Source organism: Massilia sp. IC2-476, from assembly GCF_020707295.1.
Taxonomy (GTDB): Bacteria; Pseudomonadota; Gammaproteobacteria; order Burkholderiales; family Burkholderiaceae_D; genus Telluria.
Window position 1 is genome coordinate 550,987 of the sequence record NZ_JAJFER010000003.1, and the last position, 16,080, is coordinate 567,066.

General features: G+C 65.1%; 13 protein-coding genes. 4 read left to right on the forward strand and 9 right to left on the reverse strand.

The features are described from left to right. Positions 1-83: 83 nt before the first annotated feature. The 5 genes from LK539_RS11505 to LK539_RS11525 form a co-directional block, all read right to left on the reverse strand. Positions 84-668: a hypothetical protein gene (locus LK539_RS11505; protein ID WP_227801040.1), complete on the reverse strand. Its 585-nt coding sequence runs from the start codon at positions 666-668 to the stop codon at positions 84-86. Between the two features lie 130 nt (positions 669-798). Then, the gene (gene pepN, locus LK539_RS11510) at positions 799-3,444 is read right to left on the reverse strand and encodes an aminopeptidase N (protein WP_227801041.1); all 2,646 of its coding nucleotides are present in this window, start codon (positions 3,442-3,444) and stop codon (positions 799-801) included. Between the two features lie 274 nt (positions 3,445-3,718). After that, a complete protein-coding gene (locus LK539_RS11515; RefSeq protein ID WP_227801042.1) occupies positions 3,719-4,774 on the reverse strand; it encodes an alkene reductase in 1,056 nt (351 codons plus the stop codon). Positions 4,775-4,785: 11 nt separating this feature from the next. Further along, positions 4,786-5,082, reverse strand: a complete 297-nt coding sequence (locus LK539_RS11520; RefSeq protein WP_227801043.1) for a helix-turn-helix transcriptional regulator — start codon at positions 5,080-5,082, stop codon at positions 4,786-4,788. Between the two features lie 99 nt (positions 5,083-5,181). After that, positions 5,182-6,153 (reverse strand): succinylglutamate desuccinylase/aspartoacylase family protein, encoded by a 972-nt coding sequence (locus LK539_RS11525; RefSeq protein ID WP_227801044.1) that lies wholly within the window; start codon positions 6,151-6,153, stop codon positions 5,182-5,184. 110 nt (positions 6,154-6,263) lie between these two features. On the opposite strand from LK539_RS11525, the gene LK539_RS11530 reads away from it, so the two are divergent. Further along, positions 6,264-7,400: an acyltransferase gene (locus LK539_RS11530; RefSeq protein WP_227801045.1), complete on the forward strand. Its 1,137-nt coding sequence runs from the start codon at positions 6,264-6,266 to the stop codon at positions 7,398-7,400. On the opposite strand, the gene LK539_RS11535 is transcribed toward LK539_RS11530, so the two are convergent. The 3 genes from LK539_RS11535 to LK539_RS11545 all read right to left on the reverse strand — a co-directional run bounded on the left by LK539_RS11535 (position 7,381) and on the right by LK539_RS11545 (position 9,441). Next, entirely contained in the window at positions 7,381-7,854 is a 474-nt protein-coding gene (locus tag LK539_RS11535) for a hypothetical protein (RefSeq protein WP_227801046.1), read from the reverse strand. The genes LK539_RS11530 and LK539_RS11535 overlap by 20 nt on opposite strands. A 66-nt stretch (positions 7,855-7,920) precedes the next feature. Then, a complete protein-coding gene (locus LK539_RS11540) occupies positions 7,921-8,790 on the reverse strand; it encodes a pirin family protein (protein WP_227801047.1) in 870 nt (289 codons plus the stop codon). A gap of 54 nt (positions 8,791-8,844) precedes the next feature. Then, entirely contained in the window at positions 8,845-9,441 is a 597-nt protein-coding gene (locus LK539_RS11545) for an FMN-dependent NADH-azoreductase (protein ID WP_227801048.1), read from the reverse strand. A gap of 105 nt (positions 9,442-9,546) precedes the next feature. Between LK539_RS11545 and LK539_RS11550 the strand changes: the two genes are divergently transcribed. Then, on the forward strand, positions 9,547-10,530 hold the full coding sequence (locus tag LK539_RS11550; protein ID WP_227801049.1) for a LysR family transcriptional regulator: 984 nt from the start codon (positions 9,547-9,549) through the stop codon (positions 10,528-10,530). Here LK539_RS11550 and asd read toward each other — a convergent pair. Next, the gene (asd, locus tag LK539_RS11555; RefSeq protein ID WP_227801050.1) at positions 10,463-11,278 is read right to left on the reverse strand and encodes an archaetidylserine decarboxylase; all 816 of its coding nucleotides are present in this window, start codon (positions 11,276-11,278) and stop codon (positions 10,463-10,465) included. The two genes, LK539_RS11550 and asd, sit on opposite strands and share 68 nt — an antisense overlap. Positions 11,279-11,530: 252 nt before the next feature. Between asd and LK539_RS11560 the strand changes: the two genes are divergently transcribed. Both LK539_RS11560 and LK539_RS11565 read left to right on the forward strand, forming a co-directional pair. Next, positions 11,531-13,744 carry a TonB-dependent siderophore receptor gene (locus LK539_RS11560; RefSeq protein WP_227801051.1) on the forward strand — a complete coding sequence of 738 codons (2,214 nt, stop codon included), beginning with the start codon at positions 11,531-11,533 and terminating at the stop codon, positions 13,742-13,744. Between the two features lie 176 nt (positions 13,745-13,920). Further along, positions 13,921-16,077, forward strand: a complete 2,157-nt coding sequence (locus LK539_RS11565) for a TonB-dependent siderophore receptor (RefSeq protein WP_227801052.1) — start codon at positions 13,921-13,923, stop codon at positions 16,075-16,077. Positions 16,078-16,080: the final 3 nt, after the last annotated feature.

Sequence of the window (16,080 nt, forward strand, 5' to 3'; positions counted from 1 at the left end):
GGCGAAAAAGGGGGCGCCGATGGAACGACGAAAACGAGGGGTCGCCGGCAGAAAACAAGGAATGGGCGCGCAGGCCGACAGTATCAGTCGCGCTTCCATTGGGCGTGGCTCGGGCACTGGATTTCACCGGCTCGCCCGCCGCCGCCCTGCACGTCGAACAGCACCTCGCCGCCGCCGACGGCGCCGCCGATCTTCGGCCCGACGCTGCCGCCGGTGCGGCACATGGTTCTTCCATTGCGGCGGAAGCGGTAGATGACCTGTCCGTCGGGTGCAGTATAGGTCTCGCTGCTCACTCCCATGCCCCGGTCGATATGGGCGGCTTCCAGCGCGCTGCGAAAGCGTGCCCAGGGCGTGTCGGCGACTTCGGGTACGCCTGATTTACCTTTCCTGAGCTCGCGGTCGAACGCACGGGCGTCGCGTTTGGCGCGGCCAACCATGGCATCGAGCGCCGGTTCCGCCGCTGGCGCCGGCTCGGTGATGGCGAAGGGATTGGCGCTTGGTGCCGGTGCATCGACTGCCGGCGTGATCGGCTCGGGCTCGCTGATTGCAGCCCTCGGGGCGTTGCGCGTACCGGGTGCAACGGGCGTGGTGGTGCGGAGTGGGGGAGGCTTGGGACGTACTTCCGGTTGCCGCGGCGCGGGAGGCAGCACGGGAAGCAGTTCGAACACGCGCTCCCCCTGCAGGTCCCGGGCCGGCGGATGCGCAAGCCGCCAGCTCCAGGCCAGCAGCAGGTGAACGCCCAGCGTGGCCAGCAAAGGCCAGCCGGGCGTGCGGCGTGGGTAAGCCGCGTAGGTCAAATCACGACTTCGGTGCGGTCAATGCCTTCTTGATCGCCACGCAGCGCTGGTCTTCCTGCAGCGTGTCGAGCAGCGAGCGGCGGGTGCCGGCCGACAGCTCCTTCATGCTGTCGGCGGCGCGCTGCAGGCGCTGGACGCTTTGCGGCGTGCAGCTGGCCGGGATCATGGTGTTGGCATAGCTGCGCATGAAGACCGGACCGGCCGCCTTGTCGATCGCCGGCAGCTTCGCCAGGCGGTCATTGGCAGTCTGCTCGGCCAGCTTGTGCTGCTCGACCGGGTACATGGCGCCCATCGCCGTGCGCACGCGCGAGAACGGCAGCTTGGTCTTCAGGTCTTCCACGGTGGCCAGCCACTCGCCCTTGACCTTCGGATCCGGACGCACCACGGTGGCCGCGATGGCGGCGCCCTGGCCGGTGTCCGACTTGTCGCGCGCCTGCTCGGCTTCCACCAGCGCAGCCGCGCCCTGGTAATTGAAGCGGTTCAGGCGGTTGATGATGGCCCAGCGCTGGTCCTGGCTGATGTTCAGGCCTTCGGTGCCTTTACCCTCCAGCATGCCTGCCAGGCGCGCCAGTGCTTCCGGGCTGCTCGCCACGCTCATGTAGGCGCCGAACCAGCGGCGCTGGAAGTTGTCGTTGCCCTTGTAGGCGACCACGCCTTGCCAGGTCATGTCTTCCAGCGCCTTGGTGGTCTGGCGGCTGTAGGCATTGTTTAGGCCCATCGCATCGAGGTAGTACTTGGAGAAGGTGACCTTGCCCAGCACGTCGCCCAGCAGGGTGTAATCCTTCTCCTGCGGCGCATTGGCGAGGGCGACCTGGATGAATTCGTTGAGCGGCAGCTTGGCGTCGCGCACGCCGTCCCACAGCGCCTGCCACAGCATGGCGCGCAGCAGCGGGTCGTCCACGCCGCCGAGGGTGGTACGGGCGGTGTCGAAACTGCGCTTGTCGAGGTTGACCTTCACGAAGCCCCAGTCCTGGTAGTTCGGATAGACCAGGTCCGGGCAGGCTGCGCCGACCATGCCCGGCACGGCGGTTTTGGCGCCCGAGTAGGTCACCGGTACGTTCTTGGCTAGTACCAGCTTGCCGTTCTCGAGCTTGAAGGCGCCGACCTGCACGCGCTGCTCGCGCAGGGTCGGCAGGGTCTTGCTCGGCGCGGTCTGCGCCAGCGAGAAGTCCTTGATCTTGCCGTTGGAGCAGCTGTAGCTGGCGGTGATGGTGTTCACGCCGGCCTGGTACAGCCAGTCCTGGGTCCATTTGCTCAGGTCGCGGCCGGCCGCTTCGCCGAGGCTGCCGATGAAGTCTTCCAGCTTCGCATTCTGCCACGAGTACTTGACCAGGTAGTTGTGCACGCCCTTGCGGAACACTTCTTCGCCCAGCATGTGGCGCAGCTGCTTCAGGGTCGAGGCGCCCTTCGAGTAGGTAATGGCGTCGATGTTGTCGAAGGCGTTGGCCGAGGAGGGCACCGGCACTTCGATCGGGTGCGTCGACACCTTCTGGTCCATGTTGTACGCACCCTGCTTGTCTTCCTGGTAGAAGGCCTGCCAGGCGTCCTTGAACTCGGTCGATTCGGCCGTGGCCAGGGTCGCCATGAAGGACGCGAAGCTCTCGTTGAGCCACAGGCCGTTCCACCACTTCATGGTGACCAGGTCGCCGAACCACTGGTGCGCCATCTCGTGCAGGATGACTTCCGCCAGGCGCGCCTTCTGGGCGGCGGTCATCTCGGCCTTGTACAGGAAGCCGCCTTCGGCAAAGGTGATCGCCGCCGCGTTTTCCATGGCGCCGTACAGGAAGTCCGGCACCAGGAGCTGGTCATACTTCTCGAACTGGTAAGGGATGCCGAAGTAGTTCTCGAAGAAGGTGATGCCGCCCTTGGTATAGCGGAACCAGTCGGCCGGCGTCACCTGTGCGGCGACGGACTGGCGCGCGAACAGGCGCATCGGGTACTTGCCGCTGTTGTCTTCCCAGACCTTATACGGACCCGCGTGCAGCGAGAAGTTGTAGGGGCTGAGCTTCTTGGTTTTCGGGAAGGTCCAGCGCTTGCCGCCGCTCGCATCCGCGATATTCGATTCGCGGGTGGTGGTGACCACGTGCCAGTCGGCGGGGGCATTGACGGTGACGGTGTAGGTGGCCTTCAGGTCGGGCTGGTCGAACACCGCGAACATCTGGTGCGCGGCGGCCGGCTCGAAGTGCGAGTAGGTATAGACACGGCCATCGACCGGGTCGACCATACGGTGCAGGCCCTCGCCGTTGGTGCTGTGGGCGCGCTCGTAGCTGATGGTGACGGTATTGCGGCCCTTGACGAGGTCTTGCGGGGCCAGCGTGACGAACCAGTTGTTGTAGGCCGGGGTGACCTGCTTGCCGTTGACGGTGACCGATTTCACGGTCGCCTTGTCGAGGTCGATCGTCAGGGCCGAGTCGGTGTCCTTTAGGTCGAAGGTGACGGTGGTCGTGCCCGCGAAGTTCTCCTTGCCGGTCAGCGTGAAGTCGAGGACGTAGTCCACGTTCGACACGCGCGCCGAACGGGCCATGGCGTCCGCCTGCGACAGATAGGCGTTCTCGGCGCGTGCCGGAGCAGGGGCGGCGTGCGCGGCGTTGAAGGCAAGGGCGGAAGCGATGGCGATCGCCATCACGCGGGGTGCGAAGTGTTTCACGGGGTCTCCTGGACAGCGCTATCGGGCGCGATAAAAATAATCGCGCAAGAATAGCATGGGAGGGCTGTCATTTACACCACGGGCATATTCGTTTGTGGAACGTATGTACGGGGTGAAAGGAGAGGTTAGTGCTGTGCTACGGACTTGGATTCCGGCCTGCGCCGGAATGACGGTCTTTGAGCCGATGGGACAGAAGGCGTATCGTCTAGCCACCTGCCTGGAGACCGTCATCCCGGCGCAGGCCGGGATCCAATTTTAGTTGCGGACCAACTACTTAAGCCAGCGCCGGATAATCGATATACCCCTCCGCCCCCGACGCATAGAACAGCTCCGGACGCGGCGTGTTCAGCGGTGCGTCCTGCTTGAGGCGCTGCGGCAGGTCGGGGTTGGCGATGAACCACACGCCGAAGGCCACCGCATCCGCTTCGCCCGAGGCGATCAGCTGCTGTGCGCTTTCCTTGGTCAGCTTTTCGTTGGCGATGTAGACGCCGCCGAATTCCTTCTTGAGGTGGGCGCGCAGGCTGTCGTCGCCGATCGCTTCGCGGGCGCAGATGAAGGCGATGCCGCGTTTGCCCAGTTCGCGTGCGACGTAGCCAAAGGTCTCCGCCGGGGTCGAGTCGCCCATGTCATGCGAATCGCGGCGTGGCGCCAGGTGCATGCCGACGCGGTCGGCTCCCCACACCTCGATGCAGGCGTCGGTCACTTCCAGCATCAGGCGGGCGCGGTTTTCGATCGAGCCGCCGTACTGGTCATTGCGCTGGTTGGTGGAGTCCTGCAGGAACTGGTCGAGCAGGTAGCCGTTGGCGCCGTGGACTTCGACGCCGTCGAAGCCGGCCTTCTTGGCGTTCTCGGCGCCCTTGCGATATTCGGCCACGATGCGCGGGATCTCGGACAGCTCCAGCGCGCGCGGGGTGGTGTAGTCGCGCATCGGACGCACCAGGCTCACATGGCCCTTGGCGGCGATTGCCGACGGTGCTTCCGGCAGCTCGCCGTCGAGGAAGACCGGGTCCGAGATGCGGCCCACGTGCCACAGCTGCAGGAAGATGCGGCCGCCGGCCTTGTGCACCGCTTCGGTGACCTTCTTCCAGCCTTCGACCTGTTCATCCGACCAGATGCCCGGGGTGTCGGCATAGCCCACGCCACGCGGCGTGACGGCGGTGGCTTCCGACAGGATCAGGCCTGCCGACGCGCGCTGCACGTAGTAATCCACCATCAGCGCGTTGGGCACGCGGCCCGCGCCGACGGCGCGTGCGCGGGTGAGCGGCGCCATGATGATACGGTTCGGCAGTTCCAGCGCTCCTACCTTGAGCGGGTCAAACATCGTCGTCATGCGTTGTACTCCTAAAGTCCGTCGTTCAGTTGATCGAGGAAGGCTTGAATAACCTCCTCGTTACGCTGGAAGAAGATGAACTGTCCGACGCGCCGTGTGCTCACCAGCCCCGCCTTGTGCAGGGTCGCCAGGTGGGCCGAGACCGTCGATTGCGACAGGCCGGTGCGCTGGTCGATCAGCTTGCAGCAGACGCCCAGGTCGAGCGGATGTTCCTGCTCGGCGAAGTGCTGGTGCGGATCCTTCAGCCAGTGCAGGATCTGGCGCCGCACCGGGTTGGCCAGGGCCTTGTGGATCGCGTCGATGTCCATAGAATCTTCCTTGTATCGGGTTCTTTCGATCCGAATATCGTCATCTTACGATATATGCGGAAAGCTTGCTGACGCCGCCTGAAAAGCGGCGTCATGGCTTTATTCGCGGCCGAAGGATGGGTTCGGGCGGGTCAGGTAGTACCACTCCGAATTGGCGCCGGCCTTCGCGTCAGGGAACAGGATGCGGCCGCTGAATTCGGCGGTGACCCTGCTGCCGTCGGCGCGCACGCCGATCTCGTCGCCTTCGCTCACCGGATCGAAACTGGCCCACTGGCGCGAGAAGGCGTCGTCTGCATGCAGCTTGTCGTGCACCACCACCATCGACAGCGCTTCCATCTCCTCGAAAGGCACCGGCTGCGCGTCCGGCGCCTCGATCAGACCCAGGTGCGCCAGGGTGTTCATGATGGCGCGGTAGGCGACTTCCGGCGCGTCCGGGTCCACGTGCTGGCCGCATTCGAGCGTCAGCGCATAGCCGCCTGTGGTGCGCATGTATTCGGTGGTGCCGACGCCGTAGCGCAGCACGGTTTCCAGTTCATCGGCATTGCGGCTGCGGCGCTTGACGCCGTCGCCGTAGGCCGCCAGCCAGCCATCCACGAAGCGCTTCACGCCCAGGCGGCGCGCCCATGCACGCTCTTTCTCCGCGTGCTTGAAGGGCTGCAGCGGACCGTCGTTGTTCAGCGGCCCGACCATCACGAAAGGCTGGCCGCCGACCGCATTGAAGGAGTGCAGGTCGAGCAGCACCTCATGCTGGGCCAGCAGGGGGCACAGCCAGTTGGCGATGTGGTCCTCGAAGTCCTGCGGGGCGTCCTTCGGGAACAAGTTGCGATTCAGGTTGCGGTCGCCGTTGCGGGTGTTCTGTTCATAAGCCTTCGGATTCACCACCGGCACGAAGGTCACGCTGCCGGCCACGATCTGCAGCTTGCCATTGTCGATATCGTCCATCACGCGGCGGATGGCGATGGTGCCGCAGACCTCGTTGCCGTGGGTCGCACCCATGATGATGACGCGCGGGCCCTTCGCGAGGCCGGTGTAGTTGACGGATTTGAACTGGTACTTGTTCGGGGAAGTCATTGCGGTGGTGATCCGGGATAGAGATGAGGTGCCGACATTTTATCGGCAAACCTTGGCGTGCGGTGCGGCAGCGTGGCATGATCCGCCATTCCCCAACGACGATGTACAGCATGCCTTCCACCACCACCCGCATCCACGGCCTCGATTCGCTGCGCGCGCTCGCCGTCACGCTGGTGGTGCTGCATCACTACGTGCTGTTCGTGAGCGATGCGCCGACCTTCGGCTGGGTGGGGGAGGTCGGCTGGGTCGGCGTCGACCTGTTCTTCGCGTTGTCGGGCTACCTGATCGGCAACCAGATCTTCGCGGCGATGAAGAGTCCCGGCGGCTTCTCGCTCAAGCATTTCTATGCGCGGCGCCTGCTGCGCACACTGCCGAATTACTGGGTGGTGCTGGCCCTGTACTTCCTGTGGCCGGCCTTCCGCGGCGACGATCCGCTGCTGCCGCTGTGGGAGTACGCGAGCTTCGTCCAGAACTTCGCGCTGGAGCCGGGCAGCGCGTTTTCCCACAGCTGGTCGCTGGCGATCGAGGAACAGTTCTACCTGCTGCTGCCCGCGCTTGCACTGCTCGGCGTGCTGTTCGGCGGCTCGCTGCGGCTGGCCTGGACGGCGATTGCCCTGGTCTTCGTGGCCGGCATGCTGGTCCGGGCCGAGCTATGGCAGGAGATGGCAGGGCAGAACCATAAGCTTTACTTCTATTTCAAGTACATTTATTACTCTAGCTTCTGCAGAGTGGACGAACTGGTGGCGGGCGTCGCCCTCGCGCTGCTGCGCAACCACCAGCCCGGCGCGTGGACCCGCCTGACCCGCCACGGCAACCTGATGGGCGGTCTGGGACTGCTCGCCTGCGGGGTGGCGTTCTGGTTCTTCCTCGACGACCGCTACGGCTACGGCATCACCGTGTTCGGCTTCCCGCTGATGGCGCTGGGTTTTTCCCTCCTGATCGTGGCGGCGGTAGCGGAAGATTCCTTGCTGCGCTGGCTCAAGGTGCCTGGTGCGGGCGCATTGGCGCTGTGGTCCTACGCGATCTACCTGCTGCACAAGCCGCTATGCGTCATGGCGGCCAAGTGGATGGCTGCCCACGGCTATGGGGCCGAGAATCCGCTTACGATCGGCGCGCTCCTGGCGCTGTCGGTGCTGTCCGGCTGGCTGCTGTATAAGCTAGTGGAGACCCCGTTCATGCTGCTGCGCAAGCGCTACGTGCCGAGCAACGCGGCACATCCCGCGCAGCTTACGGCCGCGCCTCGATGACGCCGAAGGCCGCGGGCGCGTCCGCGAGGTAGGCAAGGATCGCATTGGCTTGCACGTGGGGCTCATAGCCTGAGGTATCGCGGATCGCCTGGCGCAGGCCCGGCACGGTCTCCACGGTGTGCGGGCTGCGGTAGGCGTCTACAAGCAACTGGGCCAGGTCGTTCGGCGCGCCCTGGCCGCGGCGCAGGCGCGCCTCGATGATGCCCAGCAGGGTGCGCTGCATGCGCGGGGTCGGGTTCTGGATTTCGCCGAACAGCACAGGGGTGTTGGCAATCGCCTCGCACATGCGCTGCTCGATCGCCTCGGGTTTCAGGTCCGAGGGAATGTCGAAGTAGGCCTTGTTCCAGCGCGTGCGCGCGTAGGCGTGGCCGGGCGGGAAGGAGTCCGCGGTCTCGAAACCGAGCGCACGGCTGGCGCGCGCAAGAAGGTCGGCTACGGTGTCGATCAATGGCATAAAAAAACGGGATGAACTTGCGTCATCCCGTCAGTGTAGCGCATTGACGTATGGGCTTCAGACTGTTCAAGCGAAGCGGCCGGCCCGGAAGTCGTCGAAGGCCTGGTACAGCTCTTCGGTGGTGTTCATCACGAAGGGGCCATGCTGCGCGATCGGCTCGTTCAGCGGACGGCCAGCCAGCAGGATCAATCTGGTCGCCTCGACCGCCTTGATGCGCACGCCATCGGCGCCCACGGCGTTATCCAGCACCGCCATGCGCGTCTTGCTCACGCCCTTGCCCTCGACCACCGCGTCACCACGGTATACATAGAGGAAGGCATTGTGACCCTGCGGGATCGGCTGCTCGTAGGTGACGCCGGCCGGGATCGCGATATCGAGGTAGAGCGGCTCGGTGTGCTCGCGCTGTACCGCGCCCTTCACGCCTTGCATCTCGCCCGCGATCACCTGCACCGTCACGCCCTCGTCATTGGTAAAGCGCGGCACTTCCTCGGTCGGGATGTCGCGGTACCAGGGCGCCTGCATCTTGCTGCTCGCCGGCAGGTTGAGCCACAGCTGGAAGCCTTCCATCAGTCCCTCGTCCTGCTCCGGCATTTCGGAGTGGATCACGCCGCGGCCGGCTGTCATCCACTGCACGCCGCCGTTGGTCACCAGGCCTTCGTTGCCGGCGCTATCGCGGTGGCGCATGCGGCCGTTGAGCATGTAGGTGACGGTCTCGAAGCCGCGGTGCGGGTGCTCGGGGAAGCCGGCGATGTAGTCGCCCGCCTGGTCGCTGCCGAAGGCATCGAGCATCAGGAAGGGATCGAGGCGGCGCTGCAGCGAACCGGTCAGCACACGGTTGATCTTCACGCCCGCGCCGTCCATCACGAACTGGCCCTGGATCAGGCGTTCGACGCCCCGCGACTTGATGATCGTGGCGTTTAGGGTTTGCTCGGTCATGCTGTTCTCCTCATGTGTTGGTTGCTTGCCCGCCGCTTCTTCAGCGACGAGATCTTACGCCAGCGCGGCTTCCACCGCTGCGTCGGCTTCCTGCTTGCCCTTGGTCGCTGCATCCGGACCCATGTTCAGGCCCGACGAATAGATGAAGGTGTGGTCGGTCAGGCCCAGGAAGTTCAGCAGCATGCGGATGTGCGGCACTTGCGGGTCGGCGTCCGCCGGATAGATGCCGCCGCGGGCGGTGGCCACGTACACCTTCTTGTTCTTCAGCAGACCTTCCGGGCCGGTCTCGGTATAACGGAAGGTCACGCCGGAGCGGGCGATCGCGTCGAACCAGTTCTTCAGCTGCACCGGCATGCCGAAGTTGTACATTGGAGCGCCGATCACGATCACGTCGGCGGCCTGCGCTTCCGCGATCAGGGCGTCGTCCAGAGCCACGCGGGCCGCCTGTTCGCTGCTACGCTGCTCGGCCGGGGTGAACAGGGCGCCGACGGCGGCGCCGTCCAGCAGCGGGTGCGGCTGGGCGCCGAAGTCGCGGCGCACGACTTTCGCGTCCGGATTGCTCGAGACCAGTTTGCCCACGATGAGGTTGGCGACGCGGCTCGATTCCGAATCGTTGCCACGTACGCTGGAAGTGATCTGCAGGATGTTCATGTCGTGTCCTTTGTGTTGGGAGTGTTGATGGACACACTGTAATGGTTCCAAAATCAATCCGGAAGCCAGTAGAATGGATAACATTATCCTACTGGTGGAACAATCATGGAAGTCGAACCAAATGACCTGCTGCTGTTTGCCCGCATCGTCGAGGCAGGCAGTTTCAGCCGCGCCGCCGAGCGCGTGCAGCTGCCCAAATCGACGGTCTCGCGCCGTATCGCCCTGCTGGAGCAGAAGCTGGGCGAACGCCTGTTGCAGCGGACCACGCGCAAGCTGGTGGTGACGGAATTCGGCGCCAGCCTGCTGGAACACGCGCGCAAGGTGGCGGAAGAAGTAGAGGCGGCCGGCGCCCTGGCGCAGCACCGGCAGGGGGAGCCGAGCGGCAAGCTGCGCATATCGCTGCCGGGCGACTTTGCCAACCTCGGCCTGCACGAGGTGATCGCGCGCTTCATCGACCGTTATCCGGGCGTGTCGCTGGAACTGGACCTGTCGCCGCGCCGGGTCGACCTGATCGCCGAGAATTTCGACATCGCGATCCGCATGGGCGAACTGCCGGATGATGCGTCGCTGAATGCGCGGCCGATCAACCTCGAGTACTGGGGACTGTACGCGTCGCCCGCCTACCTGGCGCGCCACGGGATTCCCGAGCATCCCGACGATCTGCTCGAACACGACTTGCTGTGCATGCTGAGCCGCTACGGCAGCGCCGCGGCCTGGGTGCTCACCCGCGGCAAGCTGCGCTGGGAGCGGCAAATGCCGGCGCGCCTGACGGCGAATTCGCCCGAGCTGCTGGCTCGGCTGGCGGCGCGCGGCGCCGGCATTGCCGCGAGCGCGCTGACCTTTGCCAGCCCTTATCTGCAAACGGGAGAACTGGTGCGGGTACTGCCGGAATGGGAACCGCCGACCACCCAGGGATGGGCGGTGTTCCCGGGACGCCGGCTGATGCCGGCCAAGACCCGGGCCTTCCTGGACCTGATGGAAGAAAAGTGCACGGAAGCGGGCCACCGGCCGCAGGCCGTGCTCAGCGCGGACGGTTCCCCATCGTCTCGCCCAGGCGCACCGGGCGTTCCGGCGCCCACTCCTGGTTGAAGGCGATCGCGCCCTTTTTGAACAGCATGACGACGGTGGAACCGAGCAGGAAGCGGCCCATCTCTTCGCCCTTCTTCAGCACTACCGGGTGCGAATCGTAGCTCCATTCGCAGATGCGCGGCATGCGCGGCGGGTTCACCACGCCATGCCAGGCGGTCGCCATGCTGCCGACGATGGTGGCGCCCACTAGGGTCATCACGAAGGGCCCGTGTTCTTCCGACTCGAACACGCAGACGACGCGCTCGTTGCGGGCGAACAGGCCCGGCACGCCGCGCGCCGTGGTCGGGTTCACCGAGAACAGCTTGCCCGGCACGTAGATCATGCGCGTCAGGCGGCCGTCGCAGGGCATGTGGATGCGGTGGTAGTCCTTGGGGCTCAGGTAGAGGTTGGCGAAGTGGCCGTGCTGGAAGTGCGCCGCCAGCGTCGCGTCGCCGCCCACCAGCTCCGCCGAGGTGAACTTATGGCCCTTGGCCTGGAAGATGTGGTGGTCGTCGATGTCGCCGAACTGGCTGATGGCGCCGTCCACCGGGCACACGAAGTCCGCCTGCGCCAGCGGACGCGCGTCAACACGCAGCGGGCGCGTGAAGAATTCGTTGAAGCTGCTGTAGCTGGCGATGTCCGGGTTTGCCGCCTCGTCCATGTTGACGCCGTACTTGCCGACGAACCAGCGGATCAGGCGCGTGGTCATGGCGCCGCCCTTGGCGCCGGCGACGCGGCCGGCGAAGTTGGTCAGCGCCGTTTTCGGCATCACATACTGGGGCAGGACTTTTAGACGGGACACTTTAATAGGCCTCTCGGTGTGGAAACGATCGCGCATTATAGCGGCCTTGTAGCACGGAAATGTGCAGAAAAGCATGAGTGCCGCTCCAGCCCGCAGTGTACTCCAGTGTTGTACGCGCGGGCGTCTGCATTAAAAAGTTGCCGCATGCATATTCGATTCTTGCAGACAGGCTGAGTTGCTTCTGGGACAATTGCTACTCCTATCACTTTTGACGTAGCCATGTCCTTCCAATCCAGCCCTTTCCGCATGACTGCGCTTGCTGCCGCGGTCAGCTTCTGCCTCCCGATCCTCGGCGCCTCCGCGCAGGAGGCCCAGGCCCCGGCCACCGTCAAAGCCGAGGCGCCGAAGGCGGAGCAGGGCAAGAAGATCCAGCAGGTGGAAGTGAAGGGCACGGCGGACACGTATGATCCGCGGCGCGACGATACCGCCGCCAAGGTGGTCGTCACCAGCGAAGAAATCACCAAGTACGGTGACACCAATGTGCTGGACGTGCTCAAGCGCGTGCCCGGCATCACGGTCAACAGCTCGAATGGCCGCGGCGGCGAGATCCGCATGCGCGGCCTGGGCGCCGGTTATACCCAGGTCCTGATCAACGGCGAGCGTGCACCTGCCGGCTTCACCATGGACTCGCTGGCGCCGGACTCGATCGAGCGTATCGAGGTGCTGCGCGCCGCCAGCGCCGAGTTCTCGACCCAGTCGGTGGCCGGTACCATCAACATCATCCTGAAGCGCTCGGTGAAGAACCGCATGCGCGAGCTGAAGCTGGCGGCCCAGGCCTCGAGCAACAGCTGGGGCCCGAACGCCAACCTGCAGCTGTCCGACCGCGACGGCAAGTTCTCGTACTCGGTGTCGGCCAATGTCATGCAGGACCGCTTCGACTTCGAATCCTGGGGCACCGAGGTGGGCGTGGCGCCGAATGGCCAGACCGTCCTGTACCGCACCAGCCGCCTGCCGCAGAAAGGCCAGCTCACGGGCCTGAACATCAGCCCGCGCCTGAACTGGACCTTGGGCCAGGACCATACCCTGACCTCGCAGACCTTCCTGACCTCGAACCGCTTCCGCAACCGCTTCCACCAGCCGACCACCACCTACATAGGCCCGGCGCCCAGCTACCCGGACCTGTTCAACGCCTTCAAGGGTGACAACGACTTCCTGCGTTCGGATGTGATGTGGTCGCGCAAGTTCGAATCCGGCGCCAAGCTCGACCTGAAGGTCGGCATCCAGGCCGGCAAGAACGACAGCGTGTCGCACCGCACCGCCAGCTCGACGTCCGGCGTGCCGCTACTCGACGCCACCAGCGATCTGGCGGGCCGCGACCGCGGCGTGAACAGCACCGGCAAATACAGCCGCACGATCGAGAAGGGCCATACCTTTGCCTTCGGTTGGGACGGCGGCATCGACACGCGCGACGACGAACGCCGCGACACCAACCTGGTGCGCGTGAGCGGCAACGTGCCCCAGTATGAAACCTCGGAAGCGCGCGTCAAGCGCCTGGCCGTGTTCGCGCAGGACGAATGGAACATCACCCCGGCCTGGTCGATGTACCTGGGCGCGCGCTGGGAGGGCATTCGCACCGACGTCACCGGCAATACCTTCCCCGACGGGAAGGCCAGCTCGAACGTCTGGAGCCCCATCATGCAGACCCTGTACAAGATCCCGGGCAAAAAGGGCGATCAGGTTCGCCTGGCGCTGACGCGCACCTACAAGGCCCCGAGCGTGGGCAGCCTGACGCCGCGCCGCCAGATCAGCGAGAACAACAGCTCGACCGAACCGGACTACCGCGGCAATCCGAACCTCAAGCCCGAACTGGCCTTCGGCATCGACGCCGCCTACGAGCACTACTGGGCGGAAGGCGCACTGCTGTCGATCAGCGTCTCGTCGCGCAAGATCACCGACTTCACCCGCAACCTGACCTTCTTCGACGGTGAGCGCTGGATCACGACCCCGAGCAATCAGGACAGCGCCACCACGCGTTCGCTGGAGATCGAGACCAAGTTCCCGCTCAAGGCCGTGATGCAGGACGCGCCGGCGCTCGACCTGCGCGCCAGCGTCAACCGCAACTGGTCGCGCGTCGAATCGGTGCCCGGCCCGAACAACCGCCTCGACCAGCAAACCCCGCTCACCGTCAGCCTGGGCGCCGACTACAAGCGCGGCGCCCTGAGCACCGGCGGCAGCTTCGCCTTCCGCCAGGGCGGCCCGGTGCGGGTCTCGATCAACCAGCGCGCCTATGTCGCGCTGCGCCGCGAACTCGACTGGTATGCACTGTGGAAGTTCGACGCCCAGCGCCAGTTGCGCTTTGCGATCAGTAACATCTTCCACCAGGACTTCGTCAACGAGAGCACCTACGAGGATGCGCGCATCGGATCGCAAACCCGGAACATGGTGTTCCCGCAGGGCGTCCGTTACCGGGCAACCTACGAACTCAAATTCTGAGCGGAAGCCTGATCCGTATAGCCCGGCCACTGTGCCGGGCTTTTTCTTTGGCATCGCAGTAAAATTGCTATGTCGTAGCAATAATCTGTTCCGTTTGGCGTTTACATATTGCCACTATCTGGAATATAGTTCTTCACATTAATTGCACAACTATTTCTGGAGAGTGGAGCATGATAATGCTGCGCCCCCGTAATCTGGCAATCCTCGTCGCCAGCCTCTGTGCCCAGGCATCCGCGCAGGAGTCCGCAAACAGCGGCCCAATCCAGCAGGTGGAAGTGAAGGGCGCCGGCTACGACGCCCGGCGCGACGACACGGCCGCCCGCATCGTCGTCAAGCGCGAGGAGGTGGTGCGCTATGGGGACAGCAACGTCGCCGACGTGCTCAAACGCATCCCGGGGGTGACGGTGACGACCGGCGCCGGCCGCAGTACGGAGATCCGGATGCGCGGCCTGGGCGGCGGCTATACCCAGATCCTGGTCAACGGCGAGCGTACCCCGGCCGGTTTCGCCCTCGACACGCTGTCGCCCGACATGATCGAGCGCATCGAGGTGCTGCGCGTGGCCACCGCCGAGTTCTCAAGCGAGTCGGTGGCCGGCACCATCAATATCGTGCTGCGAAAGAAAGCCAGCAAGCGCCAGCGCGAAGCCAAGCTGGGCTACCTGCTCTCGAGCGACTTCACGGGGCCGACCTTCAGCACCGAGGTCGGGGACACCGGCGAGAAATCGTCCTGGTCCTTGTCGGCCAGCGGCAACCACGACAGCCTGGATCGCGAGTGGGGCGGCGCCGAAGAGAACACCCGGCCCGACGGCAGGGTCGACATGTACCGCACGACCCATGCGCCGGAGAAGGGGCACATGAACCGCCTGAACCTGAGCCCGCGCCTGAACTGGACGCTCGACAACGGCGATACCCTCGCTTGGGAAAGCATCTTCAACAGCGCCAGTTTCCGCAACGGCGCTCATCCCGTCGTCACCACCTGGATCGGCCGGCCGCCGCAGACGCCGGACCTGCAGACCTTCGGCGAATTCGATGACCGCATGCTCAAGTCCGACCTGTCCTGGACCCGCAGCCTGGACTCCAGCCTCAAGCTCGAGGCCAAGCTCGGCGCCGAGTGGTCCTCGAGCAAGCGCTTCTACCGGCGCAGCGGGCTGGATGCGCGCGGCTTGCCCGAGACCGAAGGCAGCGTCCTGTCTGACACCCACGCCCGGGGCCTGAATTCCACCGGCAAGGCGACCCGCACGATCGACGGCGGCCATCTGCTGGCGCTGGGATGGGACCTGCGCTACAACGAAAGCAGCGACATCCGCGCCGAACGCGATACCGTCCGTGTGTTCCCTGCCGGCTGGCTGCTGGACGAGGATTTTCGCGCGAACCTCAAGCGCGCCGCTTTCTACGGCCAGGACGAATGGACCATCACCCCGGCCTTGTCGCTCTACCTGGGCGCGCGCTGGGAAGGCGTGCGCACGCGCGTCGCGGGCAATGCCGTCGAATCGACCAAGGTGCGCTCGAGCGTCCTGAGCCCGATTTTGCAGACCCTGTACAAGTTCCCGGCCAAGGACGGCAAGCCGGCCGACCAGCTGCGTTTCGCAGTGAGCCGTACCTACAAGTCGCCCGAACTGAACGACATCGTCCCGCGCCGTTCGGCCTGGGAAAACAACAGCGCCACCGAAGCCGACTTCCAGGGCAACCCGGACCTGAAGCCGGAGCTGGCCTGGGGCCTCGATGCGGCCTGGGAACACTACTGGGCCGAGGGAGCGATGCTGTCGGTCAGCGGCGCGCTGCGGCGGATCGACGACTACATCAGCAACGAGATCTATTTCGATGGCCTGCGCTGGATCTTCACCCCGGTGAACGACGACCGCGCCGTGATGCGCAGCCTCGAGATCGAAACCAAGTTCCCGCTCAAGTCGCTGTTTGCCGGCGCACCGGCCATCGACCTGCGCGCCAGCGTCAGCCGCTATTGGTCGCAGGTCGCATCGGTGCCGGGCCCGAACAACCGCATGGAGCAGCAGACGCCGCTCACCGCCAACCTGGGCGCCGACTACAAGTCCGGCGCGCTGGCCGCGGGCGCCAGCGTGGCGCACCGGCGCGGCGGCTACGTGCAGGTCGACCGGGAGCGCGGCTTCTACCGCGTCGCCCGCACCGACCTCGATGCCTACGCCGCGTGGACCTTCAATCCCAAGCTCACCCTGCGAATAGCCTTGTCGAACCTGCTGGGAGAAGACAATTCCTTCGAGCCAAGTTACTTCGACCCGGTGCGCGGCCTGGAAAAGCGGCGCTGGGACTATCCGGACAGCGTCAAGCTGCGCACCACGCTGGAGATGAAGTTCTAAAGC

What these genes read in the sequence shown, in the direction of transcription:
- LK539_RS11565 (WP_227801052.1), top strand. Translation starts at nt 13,921, where the DNA reads ATGCTGCGCCCCCGTAATCTGGCAATCCTCGTCGCCAGCCTCTGTGCC.
- LK539_RS11525 (WP_227801044.1), bottom strand. Translation starts at nt 6,153, where the DNA reads ATGACTTCCCCGAACAAGTACCAGTTCAAATCCGTCAACTACACCGGC.
- LK539_RS11550 (WP_227801049.1), top strand. Translation starts at nt 9,547, where the DNA reads ATGGAAGTCGAACCAAATGACCTGCTGCTGTTTGCCCGCATCGTCGAG.
- LK539_RS11535 (WP_227801046.1), bottom strand. Translation starts at nt 7,854, where the DNA reads ATGCCATTGATCGACACCGTAGCCGACCTTCTTGCGCGCGCCAGCCGT.
- LK539_RS11520 (WP_227801043.1), bottom strand. Translation starts at nt 5,082, where the DNA reads ATGGACATCGACGCGATCCACAAGGCCCTGGCCAACCCGGTGCGGCGC.
- asd (WP_227801050.1), bottom strand. Translation starts at nt 11,278, where the DNA reads ATGCCGAAAACGGCGCTGACCAACTTCGCCGGCCGCGTCGCCGGCGCC.
- LK539_RS11540 (WP_227801047.1), bottom strand. Translation starts at nt 8,790, where the DNA reads ATGACCGAGCAAACCCTAAACGCCACGATCATCAAGTCGCGGGGCGTC.
- LK539_RS11515 (WP_227801042.1), bottom strand. Translation starts at nt 4,774, where the DNA reads ATGACGACGATGTTTGACCCGCTCAAGGTAGGAGCGCTGGAACTGCCG.
- LK539_RS11530 (WP_227801045.1), top strand. Translation starts at nt 6,264, where the DNA reads ATGCCTTCCACCACCACCCGCATCCACGGCCTCGATTCGCTGCGCGCG.
- LK539_RS11545 (WP_227801048.1), bottom strand. Translation starts at nt 9,441, where the DNA reads ATGAACATCCTGCAGATCACTTCCAGCGTACGTGGCAACGATTCGGAA.
- LK539_RS11560 (WP_227801051.1), top strand. Translation starts at nt 11,531, where the DNA reads ATGTCCTTCCAATCCAGCCCTTTCCGCATGACTGCGCTTGCTGCCGCG.